The sequence below is a fragment of the Paraburkholderia sp. GV068 genome (assembly GCF_003058125.1).
Lineage (GTDB): Bacteria > Pseudomonadota > Gammaproteobacteria > Burkholderiales > Burkholderiaceae > Paraburkholderia > Paraburkholderia graminis.
In genome coordinates this window covers 39,956-60,205 of the sequence record NZ_QBUB01000016.1, presented here as the reverse complement: position 1 = coordinate 60,205, position 20,250 = coordinate 39,956, and the positions used below count along the sequence as shown (strand labels likewise).

Sequence of the window (20,250 nt, the reverse complement as noted above, 5' to 3'; positions counted from 1 at the left end):
CGCGCGCTCGCCTTCTGCGGACTCGGGCGGAATCGGGCGGCGCTGCCGGATTCCGCGGTCAGTGCCGCTCAATCGGCGCGCAGCACGATCGTCGCCAGCGGCGGCAAGGTCAGTGAAGCCGAATGCGGCCAGCCGTGGCTCGAGATCGCCTCGGTGTGAATCACGCCGCCGTTGCCCATGTTCGAGCCGCCGTACACGCCCGCATCCGTGTTCAACACTTCCGACCAGCGCCCTTCGCGCGGCAGGCCGATGCGATAGCCGACGCGCGGCACCGGCGTCATGTTGCAGGCCACGACGAGCTCGCGGCCCGCGCCGTCGGTGCGTCGATACGCGAACACGCTGTTGGCGCTGTCGTCGCCGATCAGCCACCCAAAGCCGCCTGGCTCGCTGTCGAGCAGATGCAGCGCCGGCTCGTCGTGGTACAGGCGATTCAGGTCGCGCACCAGCAACTGCACGCCGTGATGATGCGCGTCGTCGAGCAGATGCCAGTGCGGCGACGCATCGTGATTGAACTCGGCGATCTGCCCGAATTCGCCGCCCATGAACAGCAGCTTCTTGCCCGGATGCGTCCACATGAAGCCGAAATACGCGCGCAGATTGGCGAACTTCTGCCATGTATCGCCTGGCATCTTGCCGAGCAGCGAGCCTTTGCCGTGCACTACTTCATCGTGAGAAAGCGGCAGCACGAAGCGCTCCGAATACGCGTACACCATGCCGAACGTCATGTTGTGGTGATGGTATTGGCGATACACCGGATCTTCGTGCATGTAGTGCAGCGTGTCGTGCATCCAGCCCATGTTCCACTTGAAATGGAAGCCGAGGCCGCCGTCTTCGACGCGCGCCGTCACGCCCGGCCATGCCGTCGATTCCTCGGCGATGGTGATCGCGCCAGGCACGCCGGGCACATAACCGACTTCATGATTCAAACGCTTGAGGAACGCGATCGACTCGAGATTCTCGCGTCCGCCATAGATGTTCGGCACCCACTCGCCGGCGGCGCGCGAGTAATCGCGGTACAGCATCGACGCGACCGCATCCACGCGCAGGCCGTCGACGTGATAGCGCTTCAGCCACGCGAGACCGGAGGCGACGAGGAACGCGCTCACCTCGTTGCGGCCGAGGTTGTAGATCATCGTGTTCCAGTCCTGGTGGTAGCCTTCGCGCGGATCGGCATGCTCGTAAAGCGGCGTGCCGTCGAACTCGATCAGACCGTGCGCGTCGTTTGGAAAGTGCGCGGGCACCCAGTCGAGAATCACGCCGAGCCCGGCTTCGTGTGCCTTGTTGACGAACGCGGCGAACTGCTCCGGCTTGCCGAAGCGCGCGGACGGCGCGAACTGTCCGAGCGGCTGATAGCCCCACGATCCGCCGAACGGATGCTCCGCGACCGGCAGAAATTCGACGTGCGTGAAGCCCATCGTCTTCACATACGGAATCAGGCGCTCGGCGAGCTCTTCCCAATTGAGACCGCGCTGACCTTCTTCGGCGACGCGCAGCCACGACTCCGCATGCACCTCGTAGATCGAGATCGGCGAACGCGGCGTCTGCTTCGCGCCGCGCGACTGAATCCACTCGTGATCGGTCCACGGAAACTGCTCGATCTCGTCGACATGCGCGACCACCGACGCCGTGCCTGGCGGCTTCTCGCTTTGCATCGCGCAAGGGTCGGCCTTCAACGGCAGCGGATGACCATCGCGCGAGAGCAACTCGTATTTGTAGCGCGTGCCCGGCCCGACGCGCGGCACGAACAGTTCCCACACGCCCGCCTGATGACGCAGACGCATCGGATGACGACGGCCGTCCCACGCATTGAAGTCGCCGACCACGGAGACGCGCCGCGCATTCGGCGCCCACACGGCGAAGCGCACGCCGGGCACGCCGTCGATTTCCATCGGACGCGAGCCGAGGCATTCGAGCACCGCATACGGATCGCCGCCCGCGAGACGGCCGAGCGGTTCATCGCCGAGAACGGGGCCGTAAGAGTAGGTATCCTCGATTTCCTGCACGACGCCATGCCAGTCGATGCGCAAGCGATACGGCGCCGCCGAACTCACGCGGCCCGCGAACAGGCCAGGACGCAACTGCGGAAGCTCGCCGAGCAGCGCGCCGTCGGCGCGCGAAATCACGCTGACGTGCGCGGCATTCGGCAACAGCGCGCGCACCACGGGACCGCCGTCGGTGTGATGCGGCCCGAGTTGCGAGAAAGGATCGGGATGGCGCGCCTCGACGAGCGCGTCGATGTCGAGCGGCTGGAGGCCTGCGGCCGGATCGTGTTCACTCATGATCGCCCTCGGCCGGATGAGGCGGTGTGGCGGCGTCTGGCGCCTGGGTTGAGGAATCGTGCGGCGCGCCGGTGTCGCCGAGCAGCCGGCTCGCGAGCGCCGCAAGGCCTCGCACCGGCAAGCTGAGCCACGTCGGACGGTTGGCCGCTTCGTAGCGGATTTCATACGCGGCCTTCTCGATCAGGAACAGATCGAGCAGCGCCTGCTCCGCCTCGGGCGCGACGAGCGGCGTCGGCGCTTCGGCGGTGGCCGCGCGGTATTCCTTCAGGAAGACGTTGGTGGCTTCCGCGCGGAAACGGTCGAACAGCGCGCGCTTGCGGTCCGCGGTCTGTTGCGGCGCGGCTTCCGTCGTGGACTGCGCCGCGGCGCTCGCATACGACAGCGAACGCATCAGGCCGGCGACATCGCGCAGCGGGCTCGACTTCTGCCGACGCTCTTCGAGCGAACGCGCGGGCTCGCCTTCGAAGTCGATCAGATACGCGTCGCCCTGCGCGACCAGCACCTGGCCCAGATGGAAGTCGCCGTGAATGCGAATGCGCAGCGCCTGCGTGTCCGGCGCGATGAGCTTGTCGACAGCTTCGACGAGCGCCGCGCGCCGGTCGATCAGACTTTGCGCGAGCGCCTTCGTGTCCGCATCGAGCAACTGGTCGATGCGCGGCGCGAGCAGATCGAGCGCGCTCGCGAGCATCGACTGCGTGCCGTCGACCCACGCCTTGACCTGCTCGGCGCTCGTCGGTTCGGGGGCGAACGCGGGGTCGTCGGTCGGCGAAGCGAGCGCGACGTGCAACTCGCCAAGCCGTCTGCCGATGATGCCGGCCAACGCCGCGTAGCCTTCGAGCAGAATCGCCTCGTTGCCGCGATCGGGTGCCGACGACGCTTCCGTATCGATCGTGATCGCGAGTTCGTCGACGGAGCGGCGCAGATAATCGAGCGACCAGTTCCACGCATCGCCCTGGTTGTCGACGAAGCCTTGCACGATCGCGAGCGTATGCGGCACGCCCTCGGGGTCGACGCGCACCACTTCGCCAAAGAGCGGCGCCGTGTTCGCATAGCCGAGCTGCGTCAGATAGCGGCTGATTTCCGCTTCCGGATGAATGCCGCTCACGAGACGCCGCACGAGCTTGAGCACCGCGGCATCGGCAATGATCAGCGAGCTGTTGCTTTGCTCGGCAGCCAGCCAGCGGATTTCGGGGCGTTCGCCGAGATTGTCGAGTTCCGCGAAACGGTCGGTTGGAATGAACCTGATCTCGCTCTTTTGCACGGTCGGCACGACCGCGCGTTCGCGCAATTTGCGCAGCACGCCGTGCGCGAAGATCGGCAGCGCGAACGCGTCGGTGAGATGCCCGACGTTGCGGCCGCGCCGCACGCGCGCCAACGCAAGCTGCAGAAAGAGCGGTGTCGTCGTCTCGCCGCCCCACGTGATCGCGATCGGCACCACGTAGCGTTCCGTGTGCTTGCCGACGTCCGCTTCGATTTCGGTGAACGCGAAGCCGCCGTTCGGGATCGTGGTCAACGCGGCGAGCCGCACCGCATGCATCTTTTGATCCTTCGATGCAAACCAGCGGCGCCGGCTCAACCACGAAGGCAGCACTTCCGATTCGAGCAGCCGCACGTTTTCAGGCGTCGGGCCGGCCTGGCCTTCGCGGATCACGATGGTCACGAATTCCGGCAATGGCTCGGGATGCGCCTGCGCCCACGTCGGACGCTGACCGCCTTCACACAGCAGGAACCACAGGAAGCCATACGGCGGGAAGGTCAGCAGATAAGTCAATTGACCGATCGCGGGGAACACGGAATCGGCGGTCATTTCAATCGGCACCGCGCCGTTGAATTCCGACAGATCGAGTTCCACCGCTTGCGGCGCACGCGACAGATTCGCGACGCAAAGAATCGGCGGCTCGCCGGGCAATTCGCGCAGATACGCGAGAATCTTGCGGTTCTCCGGCTTCAGGAAACGGATCGTGCCGCGCCCGAACGTCTGTTTCGCGCGACGCGTGGCGAGCATGCGCCGCGTCCAGTTGAGCAGCGAATGCGGATCGCGGCTTTGCGCTTCGACGTTCACCGCGTCAAAGCCGTAGAGCGAGCCCATCACCGGCGGCAGCACGAGTTGCTCGGGATCGGCGCGCGAGAAACCGCCGTTGCGATCCGACGACCATTGCATCGGCGTGCGCACGCCGTCGCGATCGCCGAGGTGAATGTTGTCGCCCATGCCGAGCTCGTCGCCGTAATAGATCACGGGCGTGCCAGGCATCGACAGCAGCAGCGAATTGATCAGCTCGATGCGGCGGCGGTCGCGCTCCATCAGCGGCGCGAGACGGCGGCGAATGCCGAGATTCAGGCGCGCGCGGCGATCGCTTGCGTAGGTGTTCCACAAGTAGTCGCGCTCGGAATCCGTGACCATTTCGAGCGTGAGCTCGTCGTGATTGCGCAGGAAAATCGCCCATTGATTCGACGGCGCGAGGTCCGGCGTTTGCCGCATGATGTCGGTGATCGGGAAGCGGTCCTCGCTCGCAATCGACATGTAGATGCGCGGCATCAGCGGGAAGTGGAAGGCCATGTGGCATTCGTCTTCGTCGCCGAAATATTCCTTCACGTCTTCCGGCCACTGGTTGGCTTCGGCAAGCAACATGCGGTTCGGATACTCGGCGTCGATGGTCGCGCGAATCTTCTTCAGCACTTCGTGCGTTTCGGGCAGGTTCTCGTTGTTCGTGCCTTCGCGTTCGACGAGATACGGCACCGCGTCCAGACGCAGCCCGTCGATGCCCATATCGAGCCAGAAGCGCATGATCTGCAACACCTCGCGCAGCACCGCGGGATTGTCGAAGTTCAGATCGGGCTGATGCGAGTAAAAGCGATGCCAGTAGTACGCGCCCGCGACCGGATCGTGTGTCCAGTTCGAAGGCTCGGAGTCGATAAAGATAATGCGCGTTTCCTGGTACTTCTGATCGGTATCGGACCACACATAGAAGTTGCGATGATTCGAGCCTGGCTTCGCGCGGCGCGCGCGCTGAAACCACGGGTGTTGGTCCGACGTGTGGTTAATTACCAGTTCGGTAATCACGCGGATGCCGCGCGCGTGCGCTTCCTGAATGAAGCGCTTGACGTCGGAGAGCTGGCCGTAATCCGGATGCACGTTGCGGTAATCGGCGATGTCGTAGCCGTCGTCGCGGCGCGGCGACGGATAGAACGGCAGCAGCCAGATCGCATTCACACCGAGTTCGGCGATGTAGTCGAGCTTCGCGATCAGGCCGGGAAAGTCGCCGACGCCGTCGTTATTCGCATCGAAGAACGACTTGATGTGCACCTGATAAATGATCGCGTCCTTGTACCAGAGCGGATCGTCGCTGAGCGCCGCCGGCTTGCCGCGGCGACGCGTGCGCGCGTTGGTTGCGCTGGCAGTCGCCGCGCTCGCATGTGCTTGCGACGCGGCCTGAGAGGGATCGTCACGCTTCATATCGCACCTTCCGTCGGGGTAGGGTTGCCGGCGTCTGCGTGAAAGGCGCCAGGCGGGGCACTGCTCGAATCGCTGTCGGCTTCATCGGGACGTTCGGCGGGCAGGCCGCCGAGCGGCGCGATGCGCCAGATCGAAAAAGGCTGACCCGTGCCGAGCCGCACATGCTGCCAGCGGCCATGCCATTCGAAACGGGCGCCCGTCATCTGATCGGTCACTTCAAGCGGGCCGTGGTCATGCAGATTCCATTTCTGGAAGGTGTCCCACGACAGCTCGATGTCCGCGCCCTGTTCGTTGAACGGGTCGAGATTGATCGCGACCAGGATCACGTTATCGCGCGCTTCGGTCGCCTTTTCGAAGAACAGAATGTTGTCGTTGTGCGCGGGCAGGAACGTGAGACCGAGATGCGTTTGCAGCGCGGGATTCGCGCGGCGAATCCGGTTCAGCGTGGTGATCTCGGCCATGATGTTGCCGGGCCGGTTCCAGTCCCACGCGCGCAACTGGTACTTCTCGGAGTCGAGATATTCCTCGCTGTTCGGCAACGCCGCGGCCTCGCACAGTTCGAAGCCGCTATACACGCCCCACAATCCGGCGAGCGTCGACGCGAGCGCCGCGCGAATCAGAAAGCCGGTGCGTCCCTGCGATTGCAGATGACGCGGGTTGATGTCCGGCGTATTCACAAAGAAGTTCGGCCGATAGAAATCGCGCGCGCCGGTTTGCGTGAGCTCCGTCAGATACTCGATGAAATCGCGCTTCGACTCGCGCCACGTGAAGTACGTGTACGACTGCGAGAAGCCGATCTTGCCGAGCCGGTTCATCATGCGCGGCCGCGTGAATGCCTCGGCGAGGAAGATCGTGTCGGGATAGCGCGAACGCACGTCGTTGATCATCCACTCCCAGAACGGCAACGGCTTCGTGTGCGGATTGTCCACGCGGAAAATATGCACGCCCGCTTCGATCCAGAACAGGATCACGTCGCGCAATGCGAGCCACAAGTCGGGCTTAGCGTCGTGTGCATAGAAGTCGGGATTGACGATGTCCTGATACTTCTTCGGCGGATTTTCCGCGTAACGCAGCGTGCCGTCGGGACGCCACGCGAACCATGTCGGATGCTCCTTCAGCCACGGATGATCCGGCGAGCACTGAATCGCGAAATCCAGCGCGATTTCGAGTCCGTGCGCGTGCGCGGCCGCGAGCATCGCCTTGAAGTCGTCGAGCGTGCCGAGCTGCGGATGCACGGCGGTATGGCCGCCTTCCGCGGCGCCGATTGCATACGGACTGCCCACGTCGCCCGGCTGCGCGTTCAGCGTGTTGTTGCGGCCCTTGCGATTGGTCACGCCGATTGGATGAATCGGCGGAAAGTACAAAACGTCAAAGCCCATGTCGCGAATGCGCGGCAGCTTCCTCGTGACATCGGCGAAGGTGCCGTGGCGCGCTTCGTCGTCGCTCATCGAACGAGGGAAGATCTCGTACCAGCTTGCAAAGCGCGCGGCCGTGCGTTCGGCGTCGATCTTGTAAGTCACCGGATCGCGGCTCAGGAACGGGCGATGCCGCGCGGCGGTCATTGCCTTCGCGGTGGCCGGATCGAGCAGCAGCCTGAGCTTCGTCTCGTCGTCGGCCTTCGTGAAGTCTTTGACGATGTGTTCCAGCGGTTGCCTGTCCGCGCCTTCGGCCGTTTCCACTTCGGCGAGCACGAGCGCGAACAGATGCGCGGCTTCGTCGAGTTCGGTTTCGACCGTTTGCCCCGCCTTCAATTTCTTCTCGACATGTTCGACGAGCGAAGCGAAGTCGTCGCGCCACGCAATCACCGTGAATTCATGACGGCCCATGCGTTCGAGTGGAATGCGCGCCTTCCAGATGTCGAGGCCCGCGGGTTGCGCGGGAGTCATCAGCACTTCGTGCCATGTGTTTTCGTCGGCGGCGCGCCACAGCACGGCGGCGGCGATCTTGTCGTGGCCTTCGGCGAAAATCGCGGCGCTGATTTCGGCCCGCTCGCCGACGCTGCGCTTCGCGGGAAAGCGGCCGTTGTCGACGGAAGGCATCACGCTTTCGATCGCCACGCGCGGCGCGTTGAGTGCTTCGAGCACGGTCTTGCGGCCGCTGCGCTTGCTGTTCGCCTTGTCGATGGGCGGCGCGAGACAGATCGGTTTTTCCGTCACGGCCTGAAAGAGCCGCACGGCGCCGGGCGCGAGCGTGAACGGCGTCAATGTCGTGGGCGACGCGTGGCCCGGCGCATCGAGCGGAATGAAGCGCGTGAAATTGCCGGGTACGCCCGCGAGAAAGCGCGCCGGGTCGACACGAACCGGCGCACCGAGTTCGGGATTGATCGCGATCAGGACCGCTTCCCCGGCATCGCGCACGTCGGGCCGATCCGCGCGCAGCAGCACGGCGGCGGGCGCGCCCGGTCCGCTCAACGGACGCAACTCGCCGTTCGCGTGCAGCGCGCCGGCCGTGCGTGCGAGTTCGTTCGCGCGCGAGATCTGTTGCGAGAGGTCGAATCGTTTGGATTGGCAAGCGAGCGCGAACTGCGACGCGTCGCCGCGCGTTTGCGACATCGGTTCGCTTACGCCGTATTCGAAGCCCATCGGCATCATCCAGCCAGCGCCGATTGACGCGGACGTGAAGAGCGCGCGCCGATAAGCCCGCTCGACGATGCCCGAATCGTGCGGATCGCTCAGTTCGGCGGCGAGCCGCGTACCGTAAGGCGCTTCCGGAAAAGCAATGGGTCCGCCGATGCGCGCGAGCGCCGCGTACTCGTCGGCCATCCAGCTTTCGCGATAGTCCCACCAGCGCAGCGACGAGAACACGCTGTCGAAGCCGGCGCCTTCGAGCGCCGGAAGATCGCTGCGCGCGAGGCCGGGCGTCGCGGCGAGAAAGCGCACGTCGGGATGCGCGGCGCGCACCGCATCGCGCAACTGCCGCCACACGTCGGCGGGCACGCGATGCGGCGAGTCGAAGCGAAAGCCGCCGATACCCGCATCGGCGAGCGCGAGCAACTGCTGCGTCCACCATGAGACGAGCGCGGCGCGCGTGCCGGCATCGCTGAAGTTGGCGTACGCGACGTTGTCCTCGCGATGCACGTGGCGCGGATCGAGGCGCGCCTCTTCGGTCTCGAGTGGATGGAACCAGTCGTGATGCTCGGCGTAAAGCGCGCCGTCGGCGGCCACGCGGTCGATCACGAGATCCACCAGCAATGTCAGGCCATGCTGGTGCGCGGCGTCCGCGAGCGTGCGGATAGCGTCCGTGGCGGACTGCCCGGCTTCGAACACCGGATGCAGGCGCGCATGATTGCCGACCACCTGGCCATGACTCGCCCGGCCCGGCTCGAACAGACTGCCGACCAGCGCATGATCGAAGCCGAGCGCGGCCGCGTGGGCGAACTGCGCCGGCCACGCGTCAAGCGGCCCAACAAGAAGTGAATGAAAAAAATAGATCCGCGGCGCGTACCCTTTTGGAGGTTCCATCGGTCGTTTCCAGATTTGTCCTGCTGCGGTGTGGATGCAGTTGGCATGCGATCACAGCGCTCATTGGGCTTCCAGAGCCGGCGGCCGCGCGATTCGTGAACTGTCGGCGCGTACTTGGTCAATGTAGTGCAAAGATCGTCACGCCGCTGGCCAGTTACGGGTGCCTCGCCGCCAGGCGTCGCGACGCGAGCCGGCCAGAACGTCTGCGGAAGTCAGCAAGGCCTGTGCCAGTGAACTCGGCCGGCGCGCGATGAAGGGGTGCGGGTGCCCTTATGGGGAGGCTTGCTCCGGGGCTTGCGGCCCGACGCTGCCGCAGAGGGCGGGCGCGTGTAAAAGGCGCTGCAATCGTCCGCGTTTTACACGCGACTCGCCTTGCGCGCGATTTAGCGGAGCGGGAAAGGAGAGGTCGCCGGGCGGCGATGCGCGCGCCCAGCGGAGCAGGTCACGAGCCGAGCAAGCCCGCTGCGATGTTTACGCACAAGCCGAGCACGGCAACGTTGAAATAGAACGACAGGATGGATTGCGCGAGCGCCGCGCGGCGAATGGTGCGCGAGCGCAGCACCACGTCCGACGTCTGCGAAGCGACCGCGATCGTGAACGAGAAGTACAGGAAGTCCCAATAGTCGGGCGTGAGCGAGCGGTCGGGAAACTGCAGCGGCGTTTCGGGCACGTCGGTGTCGTAATAGAGCCGCGCATAGTGCAGCGTGAAGATGGTGGGAATCATGAACCACGCGCCGATCATCGTGAGTCCGGTCAGCGTGTAGTGCCATACCGTCGACGCGCCCGCCGTGCCTTTCGCCGACGCAAGCTCGAGCACGATCGCGGCAATGCTGGCGACGGTGGCGGCGCAGATCACGAACAGCACGACGCCTGCGTTCTCATCGTCGCGGCGCGCGGAATCGCGCACGTTGCCTTCGTCGGCGCGGACCATGTGCGCCCAGATCAGCACGAGGTAACTCCACACGGTCGTGTCCCAGCCGACGAGTACGCGCGCCATCGGGCGTATGTGCGCGGGGATCAGCACGGCAGCCGCGACGCCGAACGCGAGGGCGATCAGCATGCGTGGGCGGTTGCGAAGCGTTTGCGGATAATATTTTGTGAACATGGAATGGCGAGCGAGGCGCTGAAGTGGCGCTGAAGTGGCGCGGAGTCTGTTGATGCGCCCGTAGTGTTCCGTAACGGCCTTGCGGGCCGCTTTCAATCGAAAGCGCATTGCAGGCCGAGCCTACGCGTGGCGCTTCTCGCAACTTTAGCCGCGCATGGGCGTCGAATCTGCGTTTATCGGCCAATGAGCACAGCCAGTTGGCAGTTTGCGAAGCCAGCAAGGACGCGCCCTCAAGTCAGCGATTTGCCGGAAAAATCTGCCCGGAATCTGTCGTTTTCGCGTGATTTTGTGTCAACTTTGCGCTTTCGATTGCCGCGCTACGAGAGGCAGCGCGCATACGCGTCGGACATTGCGCATTATCATGGGCTTATGGCTTCCGTACTCGACATCTCTGTTCAGCACCACCCGGCCAACCGGAGCGGCCGCGACTTCGTCGTCGGCGACTTGCACGGTTGTGTCGATGCATTGCGCTATCTGCTGCGCCTGGTTTCGTTCGACCCGGCGTGCGACCGGCTGTTTTCAGTCGGCGATCTCGTGGATCGCGGCGAGCATTCGGAGCAGGCGCTCGCGCTGCTCGACAAGCCGTGGTTCTTCGCCGTGCTCGGCAATCACGAAGACGCGCTGTGCGCCGTCGCCGATGGCCGCTTGCGGCGTCAGTGGTGGTACGGCATAGGCGGCGCGTGGGCCGCCAACCTGCCCGACGAAAGTTTGCGCCGCTATGCGGAGCGGCTGCGCACACTGCCGCTCGCGCGCGTGGTGGGCAGCGGGCCGGAGCGCTTCAATGTTCTGCACGCCGAATTTTTCGGCACCGACGCCGAACTCGACGCCGGCAATTTCTCCTCCGACACGCGCCAGCAAATGCTGTGGGGACGCGAACTCGCGATGGGCAACGGCGATCCGCAACGGCAACGCGGTTTGTCGCTCACTTACTGCGGCCATACGCCGATGCGCGACATCAAGCAGATCGGCTCGCAGGTGTTCGTCGATACGGGCGCGTTCGGGCCTGGCGGCAGGCTGACTTTGGTCGAGCCGAGGGCGCTGCGGCGCTGGTCCATTTCCGTCGAAGAAGCGCGCGCGGAAGGCGCGGCGGCGTTGGCGCTGCCCTGATCGCGCGTTGCTCGACGCGTGTCAGCCGACCTGGCTGAGTTCGAACACCATATCCACGCTGCTGCCGTTCCAGTTGTATTCCAGGTACGCCGCGTGATGGCAATCGCGCAGCAGCGTCGTTCTGAACGCGGCGAGGCATTCGCCTTCGGGGTCGCGCACCGACGGATACGCGATGCCCGGCGCTCCCGCTTCGCGCACCGCACGTCCGAGCGACTGGCCGGCGAGATAGTCGTCCGGCGACAGCACCGCGAGGTCCAGCTTCGGGTCGCCGCGCAGATCGACCACTTCGCCTTGCGCCGCCACGGTATAGAGACGCATCTGCTGACGCATGGGCGGCTCGGCGGTGGCTTCCAGGAATTTTCCCGTGTGATAACGCGTTTCGGCAATGGCGGTCGCGCGCGAGCGGGCGCAATAGAACACGCCGTACGTGCCGTCGGAAAAACGGCTGCCGAGCGGATTGAGATGCGTGAGCGCGGCCATGATCGGTCCATAACCCGGCCCGAAGCGGCGTTCTTCGCGCGGCACGAGATCGAGTTCGCCGATTTCGGTGCGCAGGCGGTCGTTGGTCATGGCTTCGAGCGCGTAGAGCGCGTCGAAATCTTCCGCCGATGCAACCCGGTCGAACAGATTGACGGCCGGAAAGCGTGTGGGAATCACGCGATACGCGGGCGACCAATCCAGTGGCGCGCTGCGCCAGCGGTCCTGCCAATGCGGTTCTGTCACGCCCAGCCGCCTCGCATTGCGTCGAGATACTGGCGCACGGCGACGAGGTCGCTAATGTTGCCGGCCAGCATGCGATCCAGCGCGCGGCGGCCGCCGAACGGCGGCGCGCTGTTGGGACGCTTGACCCAGTTGTCCGCGGCGCTGGGTTGCGGCAAGAGAATTTGCAGCGCCTTGTAGATGCCTAGCAGCAGCGACAGACGTTCCAGCGTGTCGCGGCCTAGCCGCGCCGTTTCCGGCGCCTGCTTCCATTTGAAGAAAGTCGAGCGGCCTGGCGAGCCGAGCAGCACGATCTGCTCGTCCGCGCTCAGATCCCAGTCTCGTGCGATGTTGAAGAACGCGCGCAATCCCGCTGCGGACATTTCTGCAAACGAGGGTTCCGAAAGCGGCCGACGAATCGGCGCTTCAGCTTGGGCGGCGCGGGCGGCATGTGCCATGAGCGGGTAAGTCCTTATATGTACTTATTTCCTATGCTAGTCCATTTCGGGATTTTTGCAAGGGAATATAATCCCGGCTCGTCGCAAAGGAAAGAATTCAGGAGTTCAGGAGATGAGATTTCGTGCAGTAGCAACGGCGGTTGCGGTGTGGTGCGCGTCCGGCGCGGCAATGGCGAGCGGTTATAGCGAAGTGTGGAATCCGCCTGAGGCCGCGGCGCACGGGAAGCATGGGGCGGCGAAGGGGCGGGCGAAGAGTGCTGCGAAGCATGTGGCGTCTGCGGGGGCCGCTAAGTCGAAGACGGGCGTAAAGCATGTGGCAAGCGCGGGCGCTAATAAAGCTTCCGGCCTCGCGAGCGGCAGGGCAAAGCCGAAGAGCGCGGGCGTCGCGGATGCCGTCAAACGCCCGGCGCAAGTCGTTCAGACGAAGTCCGATCACGCGAAGGCCATTCACGCGAAGGCCATTCACGCAAACATCGCGCAAGGTCAGAGCGCGCATGGCGGTGTAGTGAAGGTTGCCGGCACAGCGAAAGGCGCGGCTGCCCGCCCGGCGCCAGCGGACCACAAGACGCCGGCGCTCGCCGCTAACACTTCCGCGGATCAGCTAGACGCAGTCGCCAATCCTGCGACAGCCCGCAGCGGCTCCCTTCCGCCGATCTTGCACTGAACGCCCGAGCCGGCGCGCGCTCAACCGCCCGCCAGCCCGCTCGTCACCAGCCGCAGCGTTTCCCTCAAACGCGCATCCTTCACGCGCGAGTGCAGCGTCACGCGCGATTCCGGCAACGACGGCAAGCCGAGCCGCGTACCGACATCGACTAAACCGCGCGGCGCAACTCTTCTCGCCAGCGGCGACACCGCGAGCCCGGCTGCAACGGCCGCGCCGACAGCCGCGACGCCACCGCCGACAAACACCTCCTGCCATGCCACCGACGCCTCCGTCAGCGTCCGCAGCGCCACGTCGCGCACATTGCACGGCGCGCTCAACAGCGCCAGCGGCAACGGCTCGCCGACGCGCGGCAGCCACGCCGGCGTCGCGAGCCAGCAGACTGGTTCGCTGAACAGCACCTGTGCGTCGTCGCGCGGCGGCTCGTCAGCGCCATAACGGACGATGACCGCGTCCAGCCGGCGCTCGTCGAACTGGGCCAGCAGCGCGGCGGACGTGCCGAGGTGCAGTTCGACCACCAGCGCCGGATCGTGCGCATTCAGCCGCGCGAGCAGTTGCGGCAGATCGCGCCCCGCGACGTGTTCGCTCAACCCGAGCGCCAGCCGCCGGCGCTCCACCGACAGCGACCCCAGCGCCCGCTCATGCGCGCCCAGCAGTTCGCGCGCGGCGCCGAGAAACGCCTTGCCGTCGACGGAAAGCCGTACGACGCGCGGCGTGCGCTCCAGCAACTGCTTGCCCAGATGCGCTTCCAGCCGCTTCAGCTTGAGGCTGACGGCGGATTGCGTGGTGCCGAGCGCGTCGGCGGCGCGCGTGAAACTGCACAGGTCGGCGACGAGCACGAACGCGCGAACGGCGTCCAGATCGAGGACTTTCATTTCAATCCAACATAGATGAAATAGCTAAAGATGTCTGTTTATTATGGCTGAGCGCGCCTACGCTGTGTGCATGTATTCACCACCTCGAAGGAGAACGTCATGCCTTTCACCCGCATCGCTTTGCGCGCCGGCAAGCCCGTCGAATACCGGAAGGCGCTCACGGACAGCATCCAGCGCGCGCTCGTCGCCACCTTCAACGTACCGAAAGACGACATCTTCATGCTGATTAGCGAGCACGACGCCGCGAACTTTGTCTATGACAATCAGTATCTGAACGTCCAGCGAACGGACGATCTCGTGATGATTCAGCTCACCGTGAGCAACACGCGCACGCTCGAGCAGAAGAAGGCGCTCTATCAACGCCTGGTCGACGAACTGCACGAGTCGCCGGGACTGCGGCGCGAAGACGTGCTGATCAGTCTCGTGGAAGTGGTCAAGGAGAACTGGTCGTTCGGCAACGGGATTGCGCACTACGCGCTGTGAGCGGTGGCCGGAAGGCCGGTCGCTATAATGATCCGCTGCCTTTCCTCAATTCCGACCCGCTCATTCCCGACCGCCCGCGCCATGGCATCCGACCGCAACGATTCGTCCCACGAGCCGCTGGAACTCGGCGGCTCCGTCTGGTTCCAGGCGGGCGCGAACACGCTCGGCGGCGCGTCGCGAATCGCGCTGCTCGCGGCGATCGGCGAAACGGGCTCCATCACCAGCGCCGCGAAAGCCGTTGGCATGAGCTACAAGGGCGCGTGGGATGCCGTCGACGCCATGAACAATCTCGCCGGCGAGCCGCTCGTCATGCGGCTCACCGGTGGCAAGGGCGGCGGCGGCACGACGCTGACGCCGCGCGCGGTCAAGCTCATAGAGACGTTTCGCGCCGTCGAGCGCGAGCATCGGCGCTTTCTCGAGCGCGCGGGCGCGGCCATCGAAGGCTTTGCGACGGACTGGGATCTGATCGGCCGCATCGGCGTCAAGACGAGCGCGCGCAATCAGCTCTATGGCACGGTGTCGCAGATCACGCGCGGCTCCATCAACGACGAAATCTCGCTGACGCTGCCCGGCGGCCACACGATCGTCGCGGTTCTCACGCACGAAAGCACCGAGGCGCTCGGCCTCACGGTCGGCGCGGCGGCGTTCGCGCTGATCAAGGCGTCGTGGGTCGTGCTGCTCGTCGAAGATGAAAGCGGCGCGCCGCTGAAACTGTCGGCGCGCAATCAGTTGCGTGGCAGTGTGCAAAGCGTGAAGCGCGGCGCGGTCAATGCGGAAGTGTCGCTCGTGCTCGAAGGCGGCGCGGTCATTACCGCCGTCGTCACGAACCAGAGTGCCGAGGCGCTCAGTCTCGTGGAAGGCGCGAGCGCGGTCGCGGCCTTCAAGGCATCGAGCGTGATTCTTGGCGTGAAGGACTGAAGCGGACTGAATCGGACCGAAACGGACTGAAGCGGTGAAACGCGCGACGAAAGTGCGCGCTCAGGTCATGCTCACGTCTCGCTGCGCACGTAGCCGCTGAATGCCTGGTGTTCGCGGACGCGTCCGTCGCCGATCTGCACGACCTGATCGCCGAAGGCGGCGACGTCGTCGGGATCGTGCGTGATCAACACCATCGGAATGTCGAGGCGCGTTTGCAGCTCCGATAATTCCTGGCGCATGCGCTGGCGCAAATGGCTGTCCAGCGCGGAAAACGGCTCGTCCAGCAACAGCAGTTGCGGGTTGGCCACCAGCGCCCGCGCCAGTGCGACACGCTGCTTTTGTCCGCCGGAAAGCTGCGCCGGATAGTGGCCGCCGACGCTGCGCAACTCCAATGCATCGAGCCAGTAATCGACTTGCGCGGAACTCTTGCGCGCGCGCGGATTGAACCAGCCGCGCTGCAAGCCGAAGCCGATGTTCTGGCGCACGTTCAGATGCGGAAACAGCGCGTAGTCCTGGAAGAGATACGCGACCTGACGCGCCTGCGGCTTCAGATCGATTTCGCGCGCGCTGTCGAACAGCGCTTTGCCGTGCAGCGTGATCGTGCCTTCGTCGGGACGCAGCAGACCGGCGATCGCCTGCAGCGTCAGGCTCTTGCCCGCGCCCGAAGGGCCGAACAGCACCACCCGCTGCGTGGTCGCGGTAAAGGCGACGTCGAGCGTGAAGCGGCGCTCGGCGCTCTCGAAAGTCTTGCGGATGTCGACGCTTAGCGGCATATCAGCGGGAAACCAGAAGCGTGCGTTGCGGCACGAGGCGGCCGGCGAGCAGCAGGATGACGACGCACGTCACCGAAGTCACGACCACGAGGAAATTCGCGGTGCTGTCGTCGCCGGCTTGCACGGCCGAATAGACCGCTACCGAGAGCGTCTGCGTGCGGCCCGGCAAATTGCCCGCAATCATCAACGTGGCGCCGAATTCGCCGAGCGCCCGCGCGAACGCCAGCAAGCCGCCCGCGAGAATGCCGCGCGCGGCAAGCGGCAGGCTCACGCGAAAGAACACCGCCGTTTCGCTGACGCCGAGCGTGCGCGCGGCGCGCTCGAGTTGCGGATCGACGGCTTCGAATGCGGCGCGCGCGGACTTCAGCACGAGCGGGAAGGCGACCACCGTCGACGCGATCACCGCGCCTTGCCAGGTGAAGACCAGTTGAATGTCGAAGCGGTCGAGCCACGCGCCGATCACGCCGCGTCGCCCGAGCAGAACCAGCAGGTAGTAGCCGAGCACGGTCGGCGGCATCACGAGCGGCAGTGTCAGCAACGAATCCACGATGTCGCGCGCGCCCGAGCGCCAGCGCGACAAGCCGAAACCCGCCGCGACGCCGAACACGAGATTCAGCGCGGTCGCCCAGCCCGCCACTTTGAGTGACAGCATCAGCGGAATCCAGGCTTGTTGCATGACTTGCGGTTCCTCTGGGCGTGAGTGGATGGGCGTAAGTGGATGGCCGATCAGTGAGCGGGCTTGAAGCCGTACTTCGCCAGCACCGCCTGGCCCGCCGGCGACAACACGAAGTCGACGAAAGCCTGCGCATCCGCCGCGTGCCGGCTGCCTTCCACTTGCGCGATCGGATAGGTAATCGGCGTTTGTGTCGGCACGCTCAGCGCGACTTTCACCTTGCCCGGCACGATCGCGGCGTCGGTGCCGAACACGAAACCGGCGTCCACTTCGCCGCGCGACACGTAGTCGAGACTTTGACGCACGTTCGCCGCCAGCACGGCTTTGGCGCTGACCGCGTCCCACACGCCCGCAGCTTGCAGCGCGCCTTGCGTGTAGCGGCCCACCGGCACGGACGCCGGATCGCCATACGCGATCCGTTTCACGTTCGTCGATGCCAGTTCGTTCAGGCTCGACGGCGCAAAACGGCTGTCCGTCGGCACGATCAGCACCAGCGAGTTGGCCGCGAAATCCTTGCGCGTGGCCGGCACGATGACTTTTTCGGCGGCGGCCTTGTCCATCGCCTTCTGATCGGCCGAGGCGAACACGTCGGCGGGCGCGCCTTTGGCGATTTGCTGCATCAACACGTCGGACGCGCCGAAGTTGAGCAGCACTTTGGTGCCGGCGTGCTGCTTTTCGAAGGCGTCGCTGACGGCCTTGAATGCGTTGGTCAGACTCGCGGCGGCCGAGACGACCAGCTCATCGGCGCGTGCGTTGGCGCTCAAGGCAACGGAAAACGCGCTGGCGACAAACAGCGCTTGTTTCAGCAGGCGGCGGGAAGGCGTCATGAACGTATCAGACTCTGGCGTGTGCCGGAGCGGTGGTTAAAACGCATATCGTAATATAGACGAGGTTATAGCGCTGGCATGACGGACATTCGGCCGGTCAAATAGAGCAGCGAGCCAGAGCGAAAACGCGTTTAAACGTGGGAAGAACTGATGAGCGCGAGCGTGTCGCGCGTCTGCGAGACCGGCGCGGCGCCCGGCTGGACATCGCGCACGGCCTTCCATTTTGCGCGGATGAAAGGCCGGTCATGCCCCGACACTTTCAGCGCGATGTGAGTCACCCAGCGCTGCGTCGGCACGTGCACGCCGTGCATCAGCACCGCCAGCACCATCAGGCTCACCGCGACCGGAACCGCCGAAAGGCGCTCGGGCTGGGCCTTCCATGCCATCCGCACGAAAAGCAGCGCGGCAACGGCGCCGACGAGACAGCCGGTAATCGCTTCCGAAGGCGAGTGCGCGCTCAGGACGACGCGCGACACGCCCACGGCCATGCCTGCGGCGAGTCCGAGCAGAACGCCGAGCACGCGAGCCGGCGGACGCGTTCGCAGCAGCATCAGGAAAAGCGCGACGGGATAGACCGCCGTGGACAGCATCGCGTGGCCGCTGACGCCCGTGAAATCCAGCTCGCGCACGCCGACGCCCCAACCGAGGAACGCCAGCTTCGTGACGGTCACGACGCCGATCGCCGCGCCGAGCAGCACCAGCCAGCCCGCCGCCATGCGCCACGTATAGCCGACCGCGAGCCACAGCGCGATGGCGAACGCGAGCGGCAGCGTCATGCCGGCGCCGCCCAGGCTGGTGATGGAGTACCACAGATAGTCAGGCAATTCAGGCATCGGAAAAGGCGCTCAGGGCCGCATAGAATCGTTCATATCAGACTGCAACGCGCGAACCGGGCAAACCGACGACGCGCGCGACAACCGCCAGTATAGACGGCGGCCATCGACGGCTCGCGCCGTACGAAAAGCCTTTTTGTTTCGGGACGTTAGGTGGCCAACAGGGGCCGGCAGCGCTGCGCGCGCGTCGTCACCGCACGGGTTCATCGCAAAAAAACGGGGCGGCGAATTCGCGTGACGCGTTCTGCATCGCTGCTCGATTGATGTTATTGTGCATTGCACAAGAAGCCGGTTTCGCCCGGCAGTCCTGCCCCTTTTTGCGAGGTTTTTGCGCCGATGGCAAAAAGTCTATCGAAGATCTGGCTCGGCGGTCTTAAGCGCCTGCTGGCGATTCAGAGCGAGCACGCCCACAAGACCACCAAGCGCACCACGACGCGCCCGGCCCGGCCGGCGTCCAGCAAGCCGTCGACGAAAGTTCGTCCGCTCAAGTCCGCCGCGCTCCGTACTCCCGCCAAACGCGAGACGCCGCACGCTGCCGCGCGCGAATCGCGGGTGCGTCCGCGCGCGGCCGCGTGGGCGAGCGGTGCGTGGACGCGTTCGTTTCATTCGGCGCCCGCGGCGCCGGGACGGCTCGTCAATCATCTCCAATATGGGCTGTATGTGCCGTCGGGCCACGCACTCGAGAGCATGCCGCTCGTCGTGATGCTGCACGGCTGCACCCAGTCCATCGACGAATTCGCGCAAGGCACACGGATGAACGTGCTGGCGGATCGCTACGGCTTTGCCGTCGTTTATCCCGAGCAATCGAAGCACGCGCACTCGCACCGTTGCTGGCACTGGTACGACGCGGGCGAGAACGCGGGCGGCGCGGAGGCGCGCGCGGTGGCGTCGCTCGTCGATTCGTTGATCGTGCAGCACGGTTTTGACAGCGAGCGGGTGTATGTCGCCGGTATTTCCGCCGGCGCCGGGCTGACGGCGTTGCTCGCGCTGCGTTATCCCGAGCGCTTCGCCGCGGTCGCGCTGCATTCGGGCCCTGCTTTCGGCGAAGCCCGCTCCGGCATCACGGCGATGGACGTGATGCGGCGCGGCGCACGGCGCGATCCCGTCGAACTCGCCGACGAAGTGGCCGACGTCACCAATTATCCGGGCATGCCGGCGATCATCCTTCACGGCGACGCCGACGATGTCGTTGCGGCGGTCAACGCCGACCAGCTCGCGACGCAGTTTCTGCGGCTGAACCGGATGGTCGATCCGAAGGGCGCGCGCAAAGCCGGCGAATTGCGCGAAGAGCGCAAAGGCGGCGTGACGATTCGCGACTATTTCCGCAGCGGCCGGCGCGTGGTGCGCATGTGCCGCGTGCAGGGACTCGCGCACGCGTGGGCCGGCGGCGACGACGCCGTGCCGTTCCATTCGTCCAAGGGGCCGGACGCGAGCGCAATGGTGTGGGAGTTCTTCAAGCATCAACGGCGAGTGGGCGCGGGCGTTGTTGAAAGCACCGCCGACGAGGCGTCCGCTCAGGCCCGGTGACATCCGAGCAACACTTCGAAAATGAATGCTGGCGCGCGCCTAGGGTTTTCCCTATAATACGGGTTATCCCCTAGGCGTTAACACCAAGCCAACGCCAACACTCATTGCCGAGGTTCA

Annotated in this window: 16 protein-coding genes; 5 read left to right on the top strand and 11 right to left on the bottom strand. The window is 65.2% G+C overall.

Going from position 1 to position 20,250, the window contains the following annotated elements; all coding sequences use genetic code 11:
* Nucleotides 1–68 precede the first annotated feature (68 nt).
* The 4 genes from glgB to C8K18_RS26950 form a co-directional block, all read right to left on the bottom strand.
* Nucleotides 69–2,279, bottom strand: a complete 2,211-nt coding sequence (gene glgB / locus C8K18_RS26965; RefSeq protein ID WP_107710460.1) for a 1,4-alpha-glucan branching protein GlgB — start codon at nucleotides 2,277–2,279, stop codon at nucleotides 69–71.
* On the bottom strand, nucleotides 2,272–5,733 hold the full coding sequence (gene treS / locus C8K18_RS26960; RefSeq protein ID WP_107710461.1) for a maltose alpha-D-glucosyltransferase: 3,462 nt from the start codon (nucleotides 5,731–5,733) through the stop codon (nucleotides 2,272–2,274). The genes glgB and treS overlap by 8 nt, the downstream gene beginning before the upstream one ends.
* Entirely contained in the window at nucleotides 5,730–9,194 is a 3,465-nt protein-coding gene (locus C8K18_RS26955; protein WP_107710462.1) for a maltotransferase domain-containing protein, read from the bottom strand. Before C8K18_RS26955 ends, treS begins: the two co-directional genes overlap by 4 nt.
* Nucleotides 9,195–9,636: 442 nt before the next feature.
* Nucleotides 9,637–10,299, bottom strand: a complete 663-nt coding sequence (locus C8K18_RS26950) for a DUF1345 domain-containing protein (RefSeq protein WP_107710463.1) — start codon at nucleotides 10,297–10,299, stop codon at nucleotides 9,637–9,639.
* A gap of 369 nt (nucleotides 10,300–10,668) precedes the next feature.
* Between C8K18_RS26950 and C8K18_RS26945 the strand changes: the two genes are divergently transcribed.
* Complete coding sequence (locus C8K18_RS26945) at nucleotides 10,669–11,406, top strand: metallophosphoesterase (RefSeq protein ID WP_006047624.1); 738 nt, start codon at nucleotides 10,669–10,671, stop codon at nucleotides 11,404–11,406.
* 21 nt (nucleotides 11,407–11,427) lie between these two features.
* Here the strand turns inward: C8K18_RS26945 and C8K18_RS26940 are convergent, their stop codons facing one another.
* Both C8K18_RS26940 and C8K18_RS26935 read right to left on the bottom strand, forming a co-directional pair.
* On the bottom strand, nucleotides 11,428–12,129 hold the full coding sequence (locus C8K18_RS26940; protein ID WP_006047625.1) for an RES family NAD+ phosphorylase: 702 nt from the start codon (nucleotides 12,127–12,129) through the stop codon (nucleotides 11,428–11,430).
* Nucleotides 12,126–12,563 carry an MbcA/ParS/Xre antitoxin family protein gene (locus C8K18_RS26935; protein ID WP_053859681.1) on the bottom strand — a complete coding sequence of 146 codons (438 nt, stop codon included), beginning with the start codon at nucleotides 12,561–12,563 and terminating at the stop codon, nucleotides 12,126–12,128. The genes C8K18_RS26940 and C8K18_RS26935 overlap by 4 nt, the downstream gene beginning before the upstream one ends.
* Before the next feature lie 112 nt (nucleotides 12,564–12,675).
* On the opposite strand from C8K18_RS26935, the gene C8K18_RS26930 reads away from it, so the two are divergent.
* Nucleotides 12,676–13,227 (top strand): hypothetical protein, encoded by a 552-nt coding sequence (locus C8K18_RS26930; protein WP_107710464.1) that lies wholly within the window; start codon nucleotides 12,676–12,678, stop codon nucleotides 13,225–13,227.
* Between the two features lie 20 nt (nucleotides 13,228–13,247).
* On the opposite strand, the gene C8K18_RS26925 is transcribed toward C8K18_RS26930, so the two are convergent.
* The gene (locus tag C8K18_RS26925; RefSeq protein ID WP_107710465.1) at nucleotides 13,248–14,099 is read right to left on the bottom strand and encodes a LysR substrate-binding domain-containing protein; all 852 of its coding nucleotides are present in this window, start codon (nucleotides 14,097–14,099) and stop codon (nucleotides 13,248–13,250) included.
* Between the two features lie 99 nt (nucleotides 14,100–14,198).
* Here C8K18_RS26925 and C8K18_RS26920 point away from each other — a divergent pair, with 99 nt between their 5' ends.
* Nucleotides 14,199–14,582 carry a tautomerase family protein gene (locus C8K18_RS26920; RefSeq protein ID WP_107710466.1) on the top strand — a complete coding sequence of 128 codons (384 nt, stop codon included), beginning with the start codon at nucleotides 14,199–14,201 and terminating at the stop codon, nucleotides 14,580–14,582.
* A gap of 81 nt (nucleotides 14,583–14,663) precedes the next feature.
* Nucleotides 14,664–15,500 (top strand): TOBE domain-containing protein, encoded by an 837-nt coding sequence (locus C8K18_RS26915; RefSeq protein WP_107710467.1) that lies wholly within the window; start codon nucleotides 14,664–14,666, stop codon nucleotides 15,498–15,500.
* A 71-nt stretch (nucleotides 15,501–15,571) separates the two neighbouring features.
* Here C8K18_RS26915 and C8K18_RS26910 read toward each other — a convergent pair whose 3' ends face one another.
* From C8K18_RS26910 to C8K18_RS26895, 4 genes are all read right to left on the bottom strand, one after another.
* The gene (locus C8K18_RS26910) at nucleotides 15,572–16,273 is read right to left on the bottom strand and encodes a sulfate/molybdate ABC transporter ATP-binding protein (RefSeq protein WP_107710468.1); all 702 of its coding nucleotides are present in this window, start codon (nucleotides 16,271–16,273) and stop codon (nucleotides 15,572–15,574) included.
* A 1-nt stretch (nucleotide 16,274) separates the two neighbouring features.
* On the bottom strand, nucleotides 16,275–16,949 hold the full coding sequence (modB, locus tag C8K18_RS26905; RefSeq protein ID WP_006047632.1) for a molybdate ABC transporter permease subunit: 675 nt from the start codon (nucleotides 16,947–16,949) through the stop codon (nucleotides 16,275–16,277).
* A gap of 50 nt (nucleotides 16,950–16,999) precedes the next feature.
* A complete protein-coding gene (gene modA / locus C8K18_RS26900; RefSeq protein WP_107710469.1) occupies nucleotides 17,000–17,773 on the bottom strand; it encodes a molybdate ABC transporter substrate-binding protein in 774 nt (257 codons plus the stop codon).
* A 131-nt stretch (nucleotides 17,774–17,904) separates the two neighbouring features.
* Nucleotides 17,905–18,606: a phosphatase PAP2 family protein gene (locus C8K18_RS26895; RefSeq protein WP_107710470.1), complete on the bottom strand. Its 702-nt coding sequence runs from the start codon at nucleotides 18,604–18,606 to the stop codon at nucleotides 17,905–17,907.
* Nucleotides 18,607–18,942: 336 nt separating this feature from the next.
* On the opposite strand from C8K18_RS26895, the gene C8K18_RS26890 reads away from it, so the two are divergent.
* Nucleotides 18,943–20,133, top strand: coding sequence for a PHB depolymerase family esterase (locus C8K18_RS26890; RefSeq protein ID WP_107710471.1), 1,191 nt, complete (start codon nucleotides 18,943–18,945; stop codon nucleotides 20,131–20,133).
* The last annotated feature ends 117 nt before the right edge of the window (nucleotides 20,134–20,250 follow it).